This window comes from Chitinimonas naiadis (genome assembly GCF_054780835.1).
Map to the genome: position 1 here is coordinate 1,851,290 of NZ_BAAGVO010000004.1, position 16,102 is coordinate 1,867,391.

At 62.1% G+C, this 16,102-nt stretch carries 14 protein-coding genes and 2 tRNA genes; 7 read left to right on the forward strand and 9 right to left on the reverse strand.

Going from position 1 to position 16,102, the window contains the following annotated elements; genetic code table 11:
- Positions 1-5 precede the first annotated feature (5 nt).
- The 4 genes from ACYVHK_RS15010 to ACYVHK_RS15025 all read left to right on the forward strand — a co-directional run bounded on the left by ACYVHK_RS15010 (position 6) and on the right by ACYVHK_RS15025 (position 3,468).
- A complete protein-coding gene (locus tag ACYVHK_RS15010; protein WP_460533673.1) occupies positions 6-1,301 on the forward strand; it encodes a PAS domain-containing sensor histidine kinase in 1,296 nt (431 codons plus the stop codon).
- A complete protein-coding gene (locus ACYVHK_RS15015; RefSeq protein ID WP_460533676.1) occupies positions 1,298-1,930 on the forward strand; it encodes a response regulator transcription factor in 633 nt (210 codons plus the stop codon). Before ACYVHK_RS15010 ends, ACYVHK_RS15015 begins: the two co-directional genes overlap by 4 nt.
- Before the next feature lie 315 nt (positions 1,931-2,245).
- Positions 2,246-2,635, forward strand: a complete 390-nt coding sequence (locus ACYVHK_RS15020) for a response regulator transcription factor (RefSeq protein WP_460533679.1) — start codon at positions 2,246-2,248, stop codon at positions 2,633-2,635.
- Positions 2,636-2,667: 32 nt separating this feature from the next.
- Positions 2,668-3,468: a helix-turn-helix domain-containing protein gene (locus ACYVHK_RS15025; protein ID WP_460533682.1), complete on the forward strand. Its 801-nt coding sequence runs from the start codon at positions 2,668-2,670 to the stop codon at positions 3,466-3,468.
- 43 nt (positions 3,469-3,511) lie between these two features.
- Here ACYVHK_RS15025 and ACYVHK_RS15030 read toward each other — a convergent pair whose 3' ends face one another.
- Positions 3,512-3,928: a cupin domain-containing protein gene (locus ACYVHK_RS15030; RefSeq protein WP_460533685.1), complete on the reverse strand. Its 417-nt coding sequence runs from the start codon at positions 3,926-3,928 to the stop codon at positions 3,512-3,514.
- 10 nt (positions 3,929-3,938) lie between these two features.
- Entirely contained in the window at positions 3,939-4,379 is a 441-nt protein-coding gene (locus tag ACYVHK_RS15035; RefSeq protein WP_460533688.1) for a carboxymuconolactone decarboxylase family protein, read from the reverse strand.
- A 150-nt stretch (positions 4,380-4,529) separates the two neighbouring features.
- Here ACYVHK_RS15035 and pdxR point away from each other — a divergent pair, with 150 nt between their 5' ends.
- Positions 4,530-5,963: an aminotransferase-like domain-containing protein gene (gene pdxR / locus ACYVHK_RS15040; protein WP_460533691.1), complete on the forward strand. Its 1,434-nt coding sequence runs from the start codon at positions 4,530-4,532 to the stop codon at positions 5,961-5,963.
- Between the two features lie 21 nt (positions 5,964-5,984).
- On the opposite strand, the gene ACYVHK_RS15045 is transcribed toward pdxR, so the two are convergent.
- Entirely contained in the window at positions 5,985-7,724 is a 1,740-nt protein-coding gene (locus ACYVHK_RS15045; protein ID WP_460533694.1) for an ABC-F family ATP-binding cassette domain-containing protein, read from the reverse strand.
- A 515-nt stretch (positions 7,725-8,239) separates the two neighbouring features.
- Here ACYVHK_RS15045 and ACYVHK_RS15050 point away from each other — a divergent pair.
- Positions 8,240-8,641, forward strand: coding sequence for a hypothetical protein (locus ACYVHK_RS15050; RefSeq protein WP_460533697.1), 402 nt, complete (start codon positions 8,240-8,242; stop codon positions 8,639-8,641).
- An 81-nt stretch (positions 8,642-8,722) separates the two neighbouring features.
- On the opposite strand, the gene ACYVHK_RS15055 is transcribed toward ACYVHK_RS15050, so the two are convergent.
- The gene (locus ACYVHK_RS15055; protein ID WP_460533700.1) at positions 8,723-9,712 is read right to left on the reverse strand and encodes a hypothetical protein; all 990 of its coding nucleotides are present in this window, start codon (positions 9,710-9,712) and stop codon (positions 8,723-8,725) included.
- 329 nt (positions 9,713-10,041) lie between these two features.
- Between ACYVHK_RS15055 and ACYVHK_RS15060 the strand changes: the two genes are divergently transcribed.
- Complete coding sequence (locus ACYVHK_RS15060; RefSeq protein ID WP_460533703.1) at positions 10,042-10,926, forward strand: CheR family methyltransferase; 885 nt, start codon at positions 10,042-10,044, stop codon at positions 10,924-10,926.
- A 79-nt stretch (positions 10,927-11,005) separates the two neighbouring features.
- Here ACYVHK_RS15060 and ACYVHK_RS15065 read toward each other — a convergent pair whose 3' ends face one another.
- The 5 genes from ACYVHK_RS15065 to lon all read right to left on the reverse strand — a co-directional run bounded on the left by ACYVHK_RS15065 (position 11,006) and on the right by lon (position 16,096).
- The gene (locus ACYVHK_RS15065) at positions 11,006-12,814 is read right to left on the reverse strand and encodes a peptidyl-prolyl isomerase family protein (protein ID WP_460533706.1); all 1,809 of its coding nucleotides are present in this window, start codon (positions 12,812-12,814) and stop codon (positions 11,006-11,008) included.
- A 79-nt stretch (positions 12,815-12,893) separates the two neighbouring features.
- Positions 12,894-12,970, reverse strand: a tRNA-Asp gene (locus ACYVHK_RS15070).
- Between the two features lie 55 nt (positions 12,971-13,025).
- Positions 13,026-13,101, reverse strand: a tRNA-Val gene (locus ACYVHK_RS15075).
- A 63-nt stretch (positions 13,102-13,164) separates the two neighbouring features.
- The gene (locus ACYVHK_RS15080) at positions 13,165-13,437 is read right to left on the reverse strand and encodes an HU family DNA-binding protein (protein ID WP_460533709.1); all 273 of its coding nucleotides are present in this window, start codon (positions 13,435-13,437) and stop codon (positions 13,165-13,167) included.
- Positions 13,438-13,669: 232 nt separating this feature from the next.
- On the reverse strand, positions 13,670-16,096 hold the full coding sequence (gene lon, locus ACYVHK_RS15085) for an endopeptidase La (RefSeq protein WP_460533712.1): 2,427 nt from the start codon (positions 16,094-16,096) through the stop codon (positions 13,670-13,672).
- Between the last annotated feature and the right edge of the window lie 6 nt (positions 16,097-16,102).

Sequence of the window (16,102 nt, forward strand, 5' to 3'; positions counted from 1 at the left end):
ATGGGGTGGACAAGGCGCAAGACAAGCACATAGAGAGCCGCGGCAAGGCATTGCTGGTTAACGGCGCATTCTGGCTGAGCCTGCTGATACTGCTGGCCACTGTGGCGGGACTCTCCGGCTGGCAGACACCGCTGATGTTGATCGTGGCCGCCGCCGGCGGCCTAGTCATCGCGTTGCTGACCGGCTGGCGCCTGCATCGGCAGCACGCCAGCGGCCAGGCAGCCAATGCCGCGCTGAAAGACATACAGATACGACTGGGAGGCATTGTCGAATCGGCCATGGATGCGGTCATCATCGTCGATGAGCGGCAACGCATCGTGCTGTTCAACGCCGCCGCCGAGCAGATGTTCCTGTGCAGCCGCGAACAGGCACTGGACTCCCCCCTCGATTGGTTCATCCCTGACCGCTACCGCAAGGCCCATGCCCATCATGTCCGCGAGTTCGGCAACACCGGCGTGACCTCGCGGCGCATGGGGGCCGCCCGTATCATCACTGGCCTGCGCCGCAACGGTGAAGAGTTTCCCATCGATGCCTCGATCTCCCATGTTCAGGAGCATGGCGCCCGTTTCTTTACCGTAATCCTGCGCGACGTCACCGAACGCGTCGCGACCGAGGCCGCCTTGCGGGATTCGCGTGAGGAACTGCGCGCCTTCGCGACTGCCGCCCATTCGGTGCGCGAACAGGAAAAAAGCCGTATCGCCCGCGAGCTGCACGACGAGCTGGGCCAGGCCCTCACCGCCCTGAAGATGGACGTCAACTGGATACAGGCGCAGCTACCGGCCGAGGACAGCCAGGTCCGGCAGAAACTCGGCAAGATGCAGACCTTGCTCGACAATACCGTCGCCGCCACGCGCCGGATCTCGACCGAAATGCGGCCGTTGATCCTGGATGACCTGGGGGTGGTTGCGGCGCTGGAGTGGCTGGTCGAGAACTTCAGCCAGCGTACAGGGGTCCCCTGCCAATTGACGGTCGGCGATCCAGACGCCCATTGGCCCGACCCGCTGGCTACCGCCATCTTCCGTATCGTGCAGGAATCACTGACCAATATCGCGCGGCATGCCCAGGCCAGCGAGGCCAGCATCAGCCTGACCCAGACGGCGACCGAGGTCCTGATTGACATCCGCGACGACGGCCGCGGCTTTTCCCAGGACGAAGCCAGCAAACCCAACTCGTTCGGCCTCCTGGGTTTGCGCGAACGCGCCTACCTGCTCGGCGGCGTCACCCGGATCGATAGCCCGGCCGGCCGCGGCACCCATATCGCCGTGCGATTACCCTTGCCGTCAGAGGGGGTCAACACATGATCCGCATCGTCATTGCCGATGACCACACCATCGTCCGGGAAGGACTCAAGCAACTGCTGCAGGCGACACCCGACCTGCAGGTCGTTGGCGAGGCCTGCAATGGCGACGAAGTCCTGGCCAGGATACGCATAGCCAACTTCGACTTGTTGCTACTGGACATGTCCATGCCCGGGAAGAGCGGTATCGACCTGATCAAACAGGTTAAACGCGAACAGGCCGGCCTTCGCATCCTGGTGCTGACGATGCACGAAGAACACCAGTATGCCATCCGTGCCATTCGCGCCGGGGCATCAGGCTACCTGACCAAGGAGAGTGCCTCCGCCCAGTTGGTCACCGCCATCCGCAAGGTTGCCGGCGGTGGCGCCTATATCAGTGCGGAAGTCGCCGAAATGCTGGCACTGCAGGCCATGCCCAACCAGGACGTCATGCCGCATACAGAGCTGTCGGACCGGGAGTTCCAGGTGTTCCAATTGCTGGTCGCAGGCCGCCTGGTCACCGACATCGCCGAGCAACTGCACCTCTCGGTCAAGACCGTCAGCACCCACAAGGCGCGCCTATTGCAGAAGATGAACATGCACAGCCAAACCGAGCTGGTGCGTTACGCCATTGAGCACAAGCTGTTCGAGTAGATTTAGATACGCGTAGATACCGTTTCGCGCTAGCGAGGCCCCCTCGCGGTGACGAGGTTGCCAGTGTTCTTAGCGCTTCAGCGCATAGAGCCTGTGCATACAGAGCTCGGGGGAGTGGGTTCAATCAGCAAAGGGGGCGGACTTATATCGGCTTAAAGCGCCCGGCTCCGCCGGGCGATGCTGGCAATATGAGTATGCACAAAACGTCGATTGTTCCCGTAGGAATCCACCTACCCCCAAGAGCAGACTCCGCCTACCCCGACATTCATCCCCCGCCGATACCGGCCCCGGGACCGCTCTCGCATACTTGGTCCCATGCAAGCCCACTCCAATCACACACGCATTTACATCGTCGACGATTCGCCCGCCATACGCGAGAGACTGATCGAGATGGTGGCCAACATCCCGGCGACAGAAGTCGTCGGCGTGGCTGAAACCGCCGGCGACGCCGTGGACGGCATCCTGCAGCAGCAGCCCCACTGCGTGGTGCTGGATATCCGCCTGCTGGAGGGCAGCGGACTCGACGTGCTGCGGAGCGTACATCCGCAAGCGCCGGAGATCGTGTTCGCCGTCCTGACCAATCACGCCGATAGCCAGTACCGCCGGCTCTGTCTCGCGGCCGGTGCAAGCTACTTTTACGACAAGAACACCGACGTCGGTAAGGTCAAGGAACTGATCACCTGGCTATCGCTGAAGCCGCATTGATGACTGCTACACAAGTACGAGGAAAAAACGCCATGGAAAGCTTTTTCGAAGAACTGCAAGTAGTCAGTTACACGGACAGTAGCTGCGCAGATCGGAACTGGTCCGCGCAGGCCGCCCTTCAGCCAGGTTGCAGCACCTGCAAGATGCACGGCATGTGTCTGGCGGGCAAGGCACCGGACCGGCAGGGTGCGCCCAGCCAGGGCGCCAACCGGCAGATCGTTAAGCGAGGTGAGGCCCTATACCGGGCCGGTGAAGCCTTCCATGCGCTGTACGTCGTACACAGCGGCTTCTTCAAGACCTACGCCATCAATGAAGAAGGCCGCGAACAGGTGACCGGCTTTCATATGGGTGGCGAGCTACTGGGCTTGGACGGTATCGATACCGATCAACACCGTCAGTTCGCCGTCGCGCTGGAAGACAGCCAGGTCTGCGTGGTGCCCTTCACGGCACTGGGCAAGCTCTGCGCCACGACACCTACCTTGCAGCGCCGCCTGCTGCAATTGATGGGCCGCGAGATCAGCCGCAGCCAGGAGCTGGCCATGCAGCTGAGCGGCGTACGCGCCGAAGAACGGGTCGGTCACTTCCTGCTCGATCTGTCCCGTCGCTTTGCCGAGCGCGGCTATTCCGCCCATGAGTTCCACCTGCGCATGACACGCGAGGAGATCGGCAGCCACCTGGGGCTGAAGCTGGAAACCGTCAGCCGCGTGCTGTCACGACTGGATGAACTGGGACTGATCCACGTGCGGCAACGACACATTCGCATACCCGATACCGGCAAGCTCGCTAACACCGTCCAGGCAGACAAGCCTGCGCTGGCTTCGACACTGCACTGAGCGACACCACATGACAGCACAACCGGCCCCCAGGGCCGGTTACCTATTGTGCCGGCAAGGGCTCGCGTATCGGCTTGCCCTCGCCAACCAGAGCCCAGACCAACAACCTGGCCGGCTTGCTGTCACTAGCGTTGCGGGCGACCAGATGAGCCTGGCGCGGCGTCTCGTACCAACTGTCCCCCGCCTTGTAGGTGACCGGTGCCTCACCCGTCATCTGCGATAGCACCTCGCCCTCCAGCACATAGGCGAACAGCGATCCGTCGTGGCGGTGCGGGGTGGACGCCTGGCCGGGCGCAAAGCTCACCACGGCCAGCAAGCCGCGCTTGCCGGGTACATCGGACAGTGCCTTTGCTTGCAGCGGCGTGACCTGCTCCTGTCCCGCCTCATGCGCCAGCGCAGCACACCCCCAGAGGCCGATGGCCAGCAGCCCCGCCAATTTCAGGCCGTATTGTCTGCTCATGATCATCTCCTCAGGCCGTCGGCATCTTGCGGAAGCTGATCGCCATCCGATTCCAGCTGTTGATGGTGGTGATGGCCAGCGTCAGGTCGACCAGCTCGCGCTCGCTGAACTCCGTCTGCATGGCCGTGTAATCCTCGTCCGGGGCATGAGTTTGCGAGATCAGGGTCACGGCTTCGGTCCAGGCCAGCGCGGCACGTTCACGCGGGTTGTAGAACGGTGTTTCGCGCCAGACGGTCAAGCCATGGATGCGACGCTCGCTGACGCCCTTCTTGCGGGCATCGGTGCTGTGCAAGTCTACACAGAAGGCACAGCCGTTGATCTGCGAGGCGCGCAGCTTGATCAGGTCCAGCAGGTCCGGCTCCAAGCCCAGCTTGTTGACGGCCGCCTCGAGGGCGATCAGTGCCTTGAGAGCGTCCGGGGAGGCGGTGTAGAAATCGATACGGTTTTTCATGGTCTTGCTCCTTCGTCTGGTGGTTGTTTGATGAGACGTATCCTAGGTCGCATTGGACTCCTCCCAGGCGACCAATTCCAATCAATTTACGGAGACCAATTTTCAGCATTACCATGCAAGGACTGATTGTCGTTTGCAGCAGGGCTCTCCATGGAACTCCATATCGTCATCGAAGGTGACCGCGACCTCAGCGGCCAGTTGTTCCGGCAACTGAAGACCGCTATCCGCACCGGTCGACTGGTTGCGGGGGAGCGGCTTCCGCCCAGCCGGCTGCTGGCCGAACAACTTGGCCTATCACGCAAGACCGTGACGGAAGCCTATGCCAGGCTGGGCTACGAAGGGTTGACCGAAGGCCAGGTCGGCCAGGGCACGTTCGTGAGCGCGGTGCCGGCCGGCAAACCCGCGCCACATCGCAGCGAAGACCTGGCTGGTGCCGCCGTGGTTGCCCAATGGCGCGATGTGAGCACACCGCTGCGACATCTGGGGCCAGATGGCACAGCGCGCCACGAGTACATAGGCGGCGCCACCACACGCAGCCTGTTCCCGGCCGACGACTGGCGGCGCTGCATGCTGCATGCGTTGCGGCAGGACCGGTCCGGCCGCGCCTTGTACAGCCAGGCGGAGGGCCTGCCGGTGCTGCGGCAAGCCATCGCCCGGCATATCGCCTTCTCGCGCGGGATAGATTGCACGATGACAGACATCATCGTGACCAACGGCGCCCAGCAGGCGCTCGACCTGATCGCTCGCGTGCTGGTCGAGCCCGGTTGCACCGTGGCCGTGGAGGAGCCCGGCTATCCACCGGCCAGCCTGCTGCTGGCGGCGCAGGGCGCCCGGGTCATCGGGATACCGGTCGATGCAGAGGGCATGCAGGTCGAGCACATACCGGACACAACCCGGCTGATCTACGTCACGCCGGCCCACCAGTTCCCGCTCGGCATGGCCATGAGCACCGCGCGCCGGCATGCCTTGCTGGCACGGGCCAAGGCGCTCGGCGCCATCATCATCGAGGACGACTACGACAGCGAGTTCCGCTACGAGGGTCGCCCAGCCGACACGCTGTACCGGCTGGACCGCGATGGCCTGGTTGCCTATGTCGGCACCTTCTCCAAGTCGCTGACGCCCGAGTTACGACTGGGTTACCTCATCGCCCCACCCGCCATCCTGGCAGCGGTGGCCGCGGCCAAGCACCTGAGCGACTGGCACAGCCCGACCACCAATCAGTTAGCCTTGGCCCGGTTCATCGATGAAGGCTACCTGCTCAAGCATATCCGACGTTGTCACGCTGCCTATGCCAGCCGCCGCGGCAAGCTGATGGCCCGCCTGCAAGGCGACCTGGCCTCCTGGCTGGCACCTATTCCCATCCAGGCAGGTTTCCACCTCGCCACCTACACCCGCCAGGAGCTGGACTTGCCGCTACTACTAACACTAGCCAGGCGGCTGGATATCGGCCTCTATACCCTGGATGGCTTCTATCGCAGCAGCGCCCCCAGGCCAGGCCTGTTCTTCGGGTTCGGGGCCATCGACAGCCTGGACATCGACCCTTCGCTGGATCGGGTGGCGGACATCCTCCGACAGATTGCCTGAGGACGCCCGCCAACCCGGGGTTTAGTCAATCAGACCCAGTTGCAGGCTGAGCTGCTCGATCTCCTGCTGCCATTGCAACTGCAGCGACGGCTTCTGGTTCCTGGCCTTGCGCGCCAGATCCGCGGCCAATAGCGTCTCCAGCTCGCACAGGCGCTGTAGCAGCCCGTCCGGGTCATCGGGCAGAACATGACCGCCGATCGGCGCGGCCATCTCCGCCAGCGTCGCAGGCATGTCCGTCTCCCTGGGTGCCTGCGCCAGCAAATGCTGGTAGGCCCCCGCCGCGTCCTGCCATTGCGTCAGCCGGCCATCCTGCACCACCCAGAACTGCTGGCAGGCATGCTCGATCAACTGCCGGTCGTGCGAGACCAGCACGAAGCTGCCGGCAAATGTCCGCAGCGCGTCAGCCAGCTGGTGCTTGCCCTGCATGTCGAGATGGTTGGTCGGCTCATCCAGCAGCAACAGGTGGTAACGCGCCAGCGACAAACCCAGGAACAGCAGCCGAGCACGCTCGCCACCGCTCAGCGATCCCACCTTCTGGCCATGCCGGGCATAGGGAAAGCCGGCCGCGATCAAGGCCCGGCGTCCCGCCATATCGTCCAACCGGACAAAATGTCCCAGTGCGCTACTGAGGTCGTCATCATCCCGCAGTTGCTGCAGTGACTGATCGTAGTAACCGATGGCAGCCCCCGCGTGATGGCTGAACCCCGCTTCGGCCTGGCCCGACTGGATGGCACGCCAGCACAGCCGCAGCAGCGACGATTTACCCATGCCGTTGGCGCCCAGCAGGGCGATCTTGTCACCGGGTCGTACCCACAGGGCCTCCACATTGAACAAGGAGGGCAAACCGGGCGCAGCCCGGACCGGCAGATCCTCCAGCACCAGCAGTTGCCGCGCCGGGGACGACTGGCCTTGCAGGGTCAGGCGCCACGGTGCACCATCACTGACAAAGGATTGTTCATCCTTGAGCCGGTCCACCCGCTTTTGCAAGGTTTTGGCCTTGCGGGCCAAGCCCTCGTTGTCGTAGACCTTGCCCCAGACCGCCAGCCGGTGACTGCTCGCCGCCAGCCGATCAATCTCCTTCTGCTCGGCGGCATGGCGTTCGCTGGCGGCGACATCGGCCTCCGCCAGCGCCTGCATCGCCGCACTGCAGGGCAGATCAAAGGCATACAGCCGCTGGTCGCGTAGCAGCCAGCTATGGCGGGTGGCGTTGTCCAGCAGGCGCTGGTCGTGGGAGACCAGGATATAGGCCCCCTGCCAACGCTGCAGGAAGTCCTCCAGCCACAGCATGGCCGGCAGGTCGAGGTGGTTGCTGGGCTCATCCAGCAGCAAGACATTCGGGTCCTGCAGGACGGCCCGCCCCAGCAGCAGCCGGGTATGTTGCCCCCCGCTGAGCGAGGCGACCGGCACATCGAAACTGGCCGGATCCAGCCCCAGCTCGGCCAGCAGGCTATCTACGCGCCAGGCGTGTTCCGGCTGCTGGGCGATCGCGTCGAGCAAGGCCTCGCGCAGGCTGAGCGACATCAGCCGTTCCGGCAAATGCTGTTCAACCAGTTGCAGGCGGCAGGCGCGCGCATAGTGCACCGTGCCAGCGCCCGGCTCCAGCTGTCGGCTCAGCAATTTGAGCAAGGTGCTCTTGCCACTGCCGTTGTGACCGATCAGACCGACGCGGTCACCGTGTTTGAGGGTAAAGGAAAGATCCTGGAACAACAGGCCGTGGTTGGCTTCCAGTTGCAGGGATACAGCAGAAATCAGTGTAGTCATGGCGCTTACCAGTTCTTAGGGATGCAAGCATCCGCATCAACAGGCGCGCTGACGAAAACGAGGTAGCGGAGAAAATCGCTAGGGGAAAGGTCTTTGCTCTGGCCTGGTTATCGCAGCGCGATGGAACGTGGGCAAGAGCCGGCATACATGCCGTAAAGGCGTGCAAACCATACGGTGCACTTGGGCAAACTCATCCTTTCCTCCTTTCTTGGCAATGGTTTAGGACGCAAATACTTTACTGCGGAGTACCCGTCGCCACAAGCGGCACCTCGGCAGACCCTGCAGGCAGTCCCGCCATGGCAAGGCTTACGCGCCGGCATGCAAGGCTTACCGGACCAGCCTATCCGCCAAGAATAAAAAACACGCCAATTCATGTACTTAGCTATACCTCAAACGGGCACGATCCCTGCAAATACATCTTGCCCGCCACGCACGGCGCCAGGTGGATGCGCCGCAATGAGCCATACCGCTCGCCGTGGGTAGGCAAACCAACAACGAACTCCAAGGAGCGTGAAATGCGAATCGTGATACTCGGCCTGCTGGTCATCACCGCAGGCACCCTGCAGGCGCAGGACAAGGGATGGCAAAACCAGGATCAGGGACAATATCTCTGCGGCGGCGTCGGCGACGAAAGCATGGCGATCATCCAGGCCGAACGGCGCAACGCAGACCTCTCGCTGCTGTTCGTCGCCGGGCAACGCGGGGCCTATGTGGCGGATGTCGATGTCACCATCAGCGGCAAGGGCCTTGCACAGCCGCTGCAGTTCAAGGCCGATGGACCGACCTGCCTGCTGAAGCTGCCCAAGGGCAGCTATACGGTAGAAGCGAGCCACGGCGACCAGCAGCGCAAGCAGAAGATCAGCAGCCCCAGCAAGAAGCAATTAGTGCTGCACTGGCCCGACGGCCCGGAAGCCTGAGGCCGATGACCTGAAGCCCGCGCAAACCCTGATGTCCCGCCCGCCTCGATAGGAGGCCCGCAGGGATATCAGGGCATGGGCTCAGGCCCGGAATAGCTGCTTGTATGCCGCCGCGGCCTGGGCGACTGCCCCGGTTGCCGCGTAGTCGGCCCCGGTCCCGAACTCGGACTGCCAGGCGGTCTTGTTGTCGGCAATGAACTGGATCGCGCGTCCCAGGTTATCCAGCTGACGCGGGATGAAATTGTCGCTGTTGTTCAGCATGCCGGCAGCGGTACTGAAGTTGCTGCTGAAATCCCGGACCGTGCTCAGCACGCCCTTGCGATTGCTGGCCAGGGTGGCGTCGAGCTTGGCGACATCCAAGCTGGCGAGCCCCGTTGCCGGGTCGATGCTGAGTCCCAGCGCCGGCATGCCCTGCAGACCATCTGCCGCGCCATGGAAAATGCTGCCTACGCTTTGCGCCAACTCATAGCGCGAGACCTTGGCGGCCTGGGTATCGGCCAACACGCCGCCGGATTGCATGTCGGCGTCGAACTGCTTCACCCAGGCGTTGTATTGTTCGGTAAAGGCTTGCAGCTGCGCCTTGATATCGGCGTCGCTGGCATCGCTCGCCATGCCGTTGAGCGACTTGCCGGCCGCCTGCATTTTCTTCAGCGCCTCGCCCATCTGGCTCAGTTCGGCAAACTGCGCCTTGTAGCTGACTTCCTTCTTGTTGATCAGGCTCATCATGTCGTAACCAGCCTGCGGATCAAACAGGCTCATGTTCAGCCCACTGACCGCGCTGCTGGCTGTCAGCTTGCGACTGCTGGTCAGGGCAGACAGGAAGTCGTTGCTGTCCTCCTGCCCGCCCAGCAAGGCGCTCACCCCACCAGCGTTACCGCTGGTGGCCGCCTTGGCCGAGGGGCTGTCGAACGCGGCCCCCAGCAGGGTGTTGAAGTTCTGCGTCTTGAACGCCGCCAACTGGGCGGCGAAGCCACCCGTGTCGGCCTTGCCGCTGGTCTTGGCCGTGCCGGGTGTCGTCTGGTTCAACAGCGCGAAATTGAAGCTCTTATTGCCGATGCCATAGTCCGCCATGATTCCTCCTGCTGGCAGTGTAGTCCAGGCAACCCCTGTCACCCGGCAACACGTTGATTACCAACACAATCAAGCAACATCCAGACCGATGCACCTACCGTCAGTCGGCTGCATTATCATCACCCACTCAGGCCGCTGAAACCCAGCCTGGCTGCGGGGCAAGACCCCTTTCGTATCGCTCGCGACCCGCGCGCAATGCGCAAGCAACCGGTCCTTGCCGGCATAGACTGGCGGCAATCACCGCCGCCCCGGCCAGATCGACGGAAATCGCTGCCGAACCCCACGCACTGCATTTGCATCTTGCTGCAGGCTGCTAAGATAGGTGAACCATGAAAGATTCTCCAACGCCACGCGCGCCCCTGTTTCCGCCCACCCTCGCCCCGGCGCCACTGGCCAGTCGCGAGTTCAAGTTCACTCAGCAGGATTTCGAACGGGTCAAGAAGCTCATCTATGACTATGCCGGCATCGCGCTGAACGATAGCAAGCACGACATGGTCTACGGCCGGCTGGCCAAGCGCCTCAGGGCACATGGCTTTGCCACTTTCCAGGAATACCTGGTGCTGCTGGAACGTGGCAACGAGGCGGAATGGGAAGCCTTCATCAATTCGCTGACCACCAACCTCACCTCCTTCTTTCGCGAGTCGCACCACTTCCCGGTCCTGCTGGAGCACCTGCGCGCCAACAAGCCGCTCGGTACGCTCAATATCTGGTGTTCGGCCGCCTCCACCGGCGAGGAGCCCTGGTCGCTGGCCATCACCGCGGCCGAGGCCTTTGACAGCCTGCGACCACCGGTCAAGATCATCGCCACCGATCTGGACACCAGCGTGCTGAAGATCGCGCAGGCTGGCATCTACAGTGCAGACAAGGTCGACAAGCTGACACCGCAGCAACTGAGCCGTTTCTTTACCAAGCGCCCCGATGGTCAATACGAGATCAAGGCCGAACTGCGCGAGATGATGACCTTCCGCCGCCAGAACCTGATCGATCCGGTCTGGGCCATCCGCGGCCCGTTCGACGCCATGTTCTGCCGTAACGTGATGATCTATTTCGACCGCGCCACCCAACTCAAGATCCTGGAGCGCTTCGCGCCGCTTCTGCGCAGCAACGGCCTCTTGTTCGTCGGCCACTCCGAGAACCTCTACCATGCCGCCCACCTGTTCAAGCTGCGCGGCAAGACCGTCTACGAGCTGGAAACCGGCAAGAAACCTGCCTGAGCCTCACGCCAGCCATCGTGCACCGTAAATAAAAAAGCGCCTCCAAGGAAGCGCTTTTTTATATTGCACTGCGGCCGGCTTACTTCAGCTCGACCTTCTGCGCCTTGCGCAGTTGGCCCAGGTAACCCAGCAGGTCCTGCTGGCCGGCCATCTGGCCCAGCGAACCACCCAAGTTGGCACGCATGGCAGGGTCCAGCGGCGGTGCCACCGAGGCGGCGACACGGTACAGGCTGTAGCCATCGGCGGCCTGCGCACCGGCATAGCCGGGGAGCTTGGCGGCAGGCACCGCGAATACGGCGTCCACCGAGGCCTTGTCCAGACCCAGGTTCTGCAGGCGGCTGACCGGCTTGGCGGCACTCCACTCGACGGCAGGGGTCTTGCCAGCCTGCAGGTCCGCGAGGGCCTGCTTGCCGGCTTCCTGCGCCAGCTTGACGGCACGTTCGCGCTTGAGGGTATCGCTGATCTTGGTGCTGACCTCAGCCAGCGGTTGCAGCTTGGCCGGCTCATGGGCTGCAACACGCGCAGCCAGCATGGTGCCCGGCTGCACTTCAACCGCATCGCTGTTGTGCTTCTTGGTCAGCACATCTTCACCAAACACCGCCTCACGCAGCTTGGCATTGTTCAGCAGCGGGTCGGTCGCGGCATCGCGGCTCACCCAGTCGCTGTGCTTGATGGTCAGCTTGTAGGCCGTCGCCGCAGGCTGCAGGCTATCGGCTTGCTGGTAGACCAGGGTGGAGAAGTTCTCGGCCTCGGCCTGGAAGCGCTTCTGGCCCTCTTCAAGGCGGATGCGCTGCTCGATCACCGGCGTCAGTTCAGCCACGGTCTTGCTGCGGACATCGGTCAACTGCAAGATGTGGTAACCGTACTGGGTCTCGACCAGATCGCTCAGTTCGCCCTTCTTGAGCTTGAATGCACTTTCCTCGAACGGCTTCACCATCGAGCCGCGACCGAAGAAGCCCAGGTCACCGCCTTGTGCGGCCGAGCCCGGATCATCCGAATTCTGCTTGGCCAGTTCGGCAAAGCGGCTACCGTTCTGCTTGATCTCGGCCAGCAGCTTTTCTGCCTTCTGCTTGGCGGCGGCCTTCACAGCGGCGGTCGCGCCGGCATCGGCCTTGATCAGGATATGGCGGACCTGACGCTCTTCCGGCGCCAGCTCGCCCTTGTGGGCATCGAAGTAGGCTTGCACCTTGGCAGCATCCACCGTAATGCTCTGGGCGAATTCGTCGCGCGACAACACCACGTAGTCGAGCTTTACCCGCTCAGGCAGGCGATAGTCGGCCTGATGGCTGTCGTAGTACTGCTTGATATCGGCGTCGGTCAGCTTGACCTGGTCCAGGTAACGCTCAGGCGTGTAGCGATACATCGCCACGTCGCGCGGCGTTGCCAGAGCAGTGATCAGGCGATCGCCAGCAGCCTTGGAGGTGATGCTGCTTGATAGCAGCGAGCCCACCAGTTGCTGCAGGCGCATGTCTTCAGCCAGCTTGGCTTCGAACTGCTGCACCGTCATCTGCCGGGCTGCGACCAGTTCCTTGTAGCGCTCGGGGCTGAACTGGCCCTTTTCATCCTTGAAAGCCGGAATCTTGAGGATCTGCTCGCGCAACTGCGCATCGCTGGCGCGCACATATTGCTTGTTGGTTTCATTGAGCATCAGTTGCCGCTGCACGGCTTCCTGCAGCAACTGCGGCTTGGCCGCATCGGCTACCGGCTGGCCGTTGTTGGCCGCAGCCAGCTCGCGCTCGCCGATCTTGACCCCATCGACCTTGGCCAGGAAGTCGGTTTCGCCCGACGCGCTATAACCCGCCACGCCACCGCCTACCAGCAGGCCCAAACCAACCAGCCCCAATGCTACCGAGGCAAATTGGCGATTCTTATCCACGAATTCAAACATCGGAACACATCTCCACCGAGCAGGGTCTGTTTGTTACAGGCAATAAAAAAGGGTGAACATGACGTTCACCCTTTTTGTCTGGCGGAGCGGACGGGACTCGAACCCGCGACCCCCGGCGTGACAGGCCGGTATTCTAACCAACTGAACTACCGCTCCAGATCCGTTCAGCCTAATCACTCAAGCTTGAAAGGGTGATCGACTACGGCATAACTGGTGGGTGGTGACGGGGTCGAACCGCCGACATTCTGCGTGTAAGGCAGACGCTCTACCAACTGAGCTAACCACCCTGATCCAACCTACTAAAGAACCGCCTTAAGAGCGCCGTTCAATACTTGGTCCAGGAAAGCCAGCTATTGTACGGCATCTTTTAGAGATTTGCCAGCACGAAATTTAGGTTGTTTTGCTGCCTTGATCTTGATGGTCGCACCCGTACGCGGATTGCGACCGCTGCGTGCACTACGTTCACCGACATAGAAAGTACCGAACCCAACCAGCGTCACCAGTTCACCCCCCTTGAGAGCCTTGGTAACTGCAGCGATGGTAGCGTCAAGCGCTTTGCCTGCAGCAGCCTTGGAAATCTCGGCTTCGCCGGCGATGGCGTCAATCAGTTCCGACTTATTCACTTATGTCCCCTTTCGGTTGATAGGATGAGCAACGAAGGTCAAACGCACGAGCTTTATAGCAAGCGGATTTTTCACGTGTCAAGCGCAAAGCCGCGTCACTGCTGGATTTCCGGGTGTTTGGCCGGAAATTGTTCCAATTCACATCAATCGTTCGTTCCGGAAAGCCTTTTTTCCGAGTGCGGCGAGCGAGCTGTCGCTCACCGCACCCGAAGGCCGGCCTATCTTACGACGCTCAATGTTTGGTCGGCGTACTGCTCGCCGGTGCAGGTGCACCGGCTGCCGGCGCGGCTTCCGCCGCCGGGGCCTCCGGCTCTGCAGGCCGTGGCACGGGTTGCCGCTCCAGGGCCAGAGCCAGTACCTGGTCTATCCACTTCACTGGATGAATCTCCAGCTTCTGCTTGATGTTGTCCGGAATCTCCACCAGGTCCTTGGTGTTGCCATCCGGTATCAGCACATGCTTGATGCCGCCGCGATGCGCCGCCAACAGCTTTTCCTTCAGGCCGCCGATAGGCAGTACTTCACCACGCAGCGTGATTTCGCCGGTCATCGCCACATCCGCCCGTACCGGAATACCGGTCAGGATGGACACCATGGCGGTGGTGATGGCGATACCTGCCGACGGACCGTCCTTGGGCGTCGCGCCTTCCGGCAAGTGGATATGGATATCGTGCTTCTGGTAGAAGTCGGTATCGATACCCAGGCTCACCGCGCGGCTCCGAACGACAGACAAGGCCGCTTGTATGGATTCCTGCATCACCTCACCCAGGGTGCCGGTGGTAATCATCTTGCCCTTGCCCTGCAGCGATACCGCCTCAATGGTCAGCAACTCGCCGCCCACCTCGGTCCAGGCCAGACCGGTTACCTGGCCGACCTGGTTGTTCTCTTCGGCCAGGCCATAGGTGAACTTGCGCACACCCAGGTACTTGTCCAGGTTCTTGCCGGTGACCGTTACCTTGCGGTCGGACGGCTTGAGCAGCAGCGCCTTCACCACCTTGCGGCAGATGCGGGCCACTTCACGATCCAGGCTACGCACGCCGGCTTCGCGGGTGTAGTAGCGGACGATATCGCGCAGCGCCGATTCCTGGATCACCAGCTCGTTTTCCTTCAGGCCGTTGGCCGTCAGTTGCTTGGGCACCAAGTACTTCTCGGCGATATTGACCTTCTCGTCCTCGGTATAGCCTGCGAGACGGATGATTTCCATCCGGTCCAGCAGCGGGGCCGGGATATTCAGCGAATTGGCGGTCGCCACGAACATCACGTCGGACAGGTCGTAGTCCACTTCGAGGTAGTGATCGCTGAAGGCGTGGTTCTGCGCCGGGTCCAGTACTTCCAGCAAGGCGGAGGAAGGATCGCCGCGGAAATCCGCGCCCATCTTGTCCACTTCGTCGAGCAGGAAGAGCGGGTTCTTGACGCCGGCCTTGGTCATCGACTGCAGGATCTTGCCGGGCATGGAGCCGATATAGGTGCGGCGATGGCCGCGAATCTCGGCTTCGTCACGCACGCCACCCAGCGCCATCCGAACGAACTTGCGGTTGGTCGCACGGGCGATGCTCTCACCCAGCGAGGTCTTACCCACGCCAGGAGGGCCTACCAGGCACAGGATGGGGGCCTTGAGCTTGTCGACGCGCTGCTGCACGGCAAGATACTCGACGATGCGTTCCTTGACCTTGTCGAGGCCGTAATGGTCGCTGTCGAGCACCTTGTCGGCCTCGGCCAGGTCCTTACTGATCTTGGTCTTCTTCTTCCACGGTAGGCCGATCAACGTATCGATGTAGTTGCGCACCACGGTGGCCTCGGCCGACATGGGCGACATCATCTTCAGCTTCTTCAGCTCGGCATCGGCCTTGGTCTTGGCGTCCTTGGGCAGGCCGGCAGCCTTGATGCGCTTTTCCAGCTCATCAAGCTCTGCACCTTCCTCGATCTCACCCAGTTCCTTCTGGATCGCCTTGACCTGCTCGTTCAGGTAGTACTCGCGCTGGCTCTTCTCCATCTGCCGCTTCACGCGGCCACGGATACGCTTTTCCACCTGCAGGATGTCGAGTTCGGCTTCCAGTTGCTTGAGCAGGTGCTCAAGGCGATCGCCAACCTTGAACATCTCGAGGATTTCCTGCTTCTGCTCGAGCTTGAGCGGCAGATGGGCAGCAATGGTATCGGCCAGGCGGCCGGCACGCTCGATGCCCGACAGCGAGGTCAACACCTCCGGCGGGATCTTCTTGTTCAGTTTGACGAACTGATCGAACTGGCCGAGCAAGGCGCGGCGCATTGCCTCGGTTTCGGTATCCTCGACCGCGTCCATCGGCACCGGACGGGCGGTCACGGTAAAGTGGCCCTCATCCTCGGTAATGGTCTCGACCAGCGCACGCTGGCTACCTTCCACCAGCACCTTCACGGTGCCGTCGGGCAGCTTCAGCATCTGCAGGATGGTCGCGACGGTACCGATGTCGTACATATCGCTGGCGACAGGTTCGTCCTTGGCGGCGTTTTTCTGCGCCAGCAGGAGGATCTGCTTGCCCGCCTCCATCGCGGCTTCGAGCGCGCGTATTGACTTGGGGCGGCCCACAAACAGCGGAATCACCATATAGGGGAACACCACCACGTCACGCAACGGCAACAGGGGCATCTCAATGGGCTTGGCGGGTAATTCGGTATGCTGGGACATGGGATA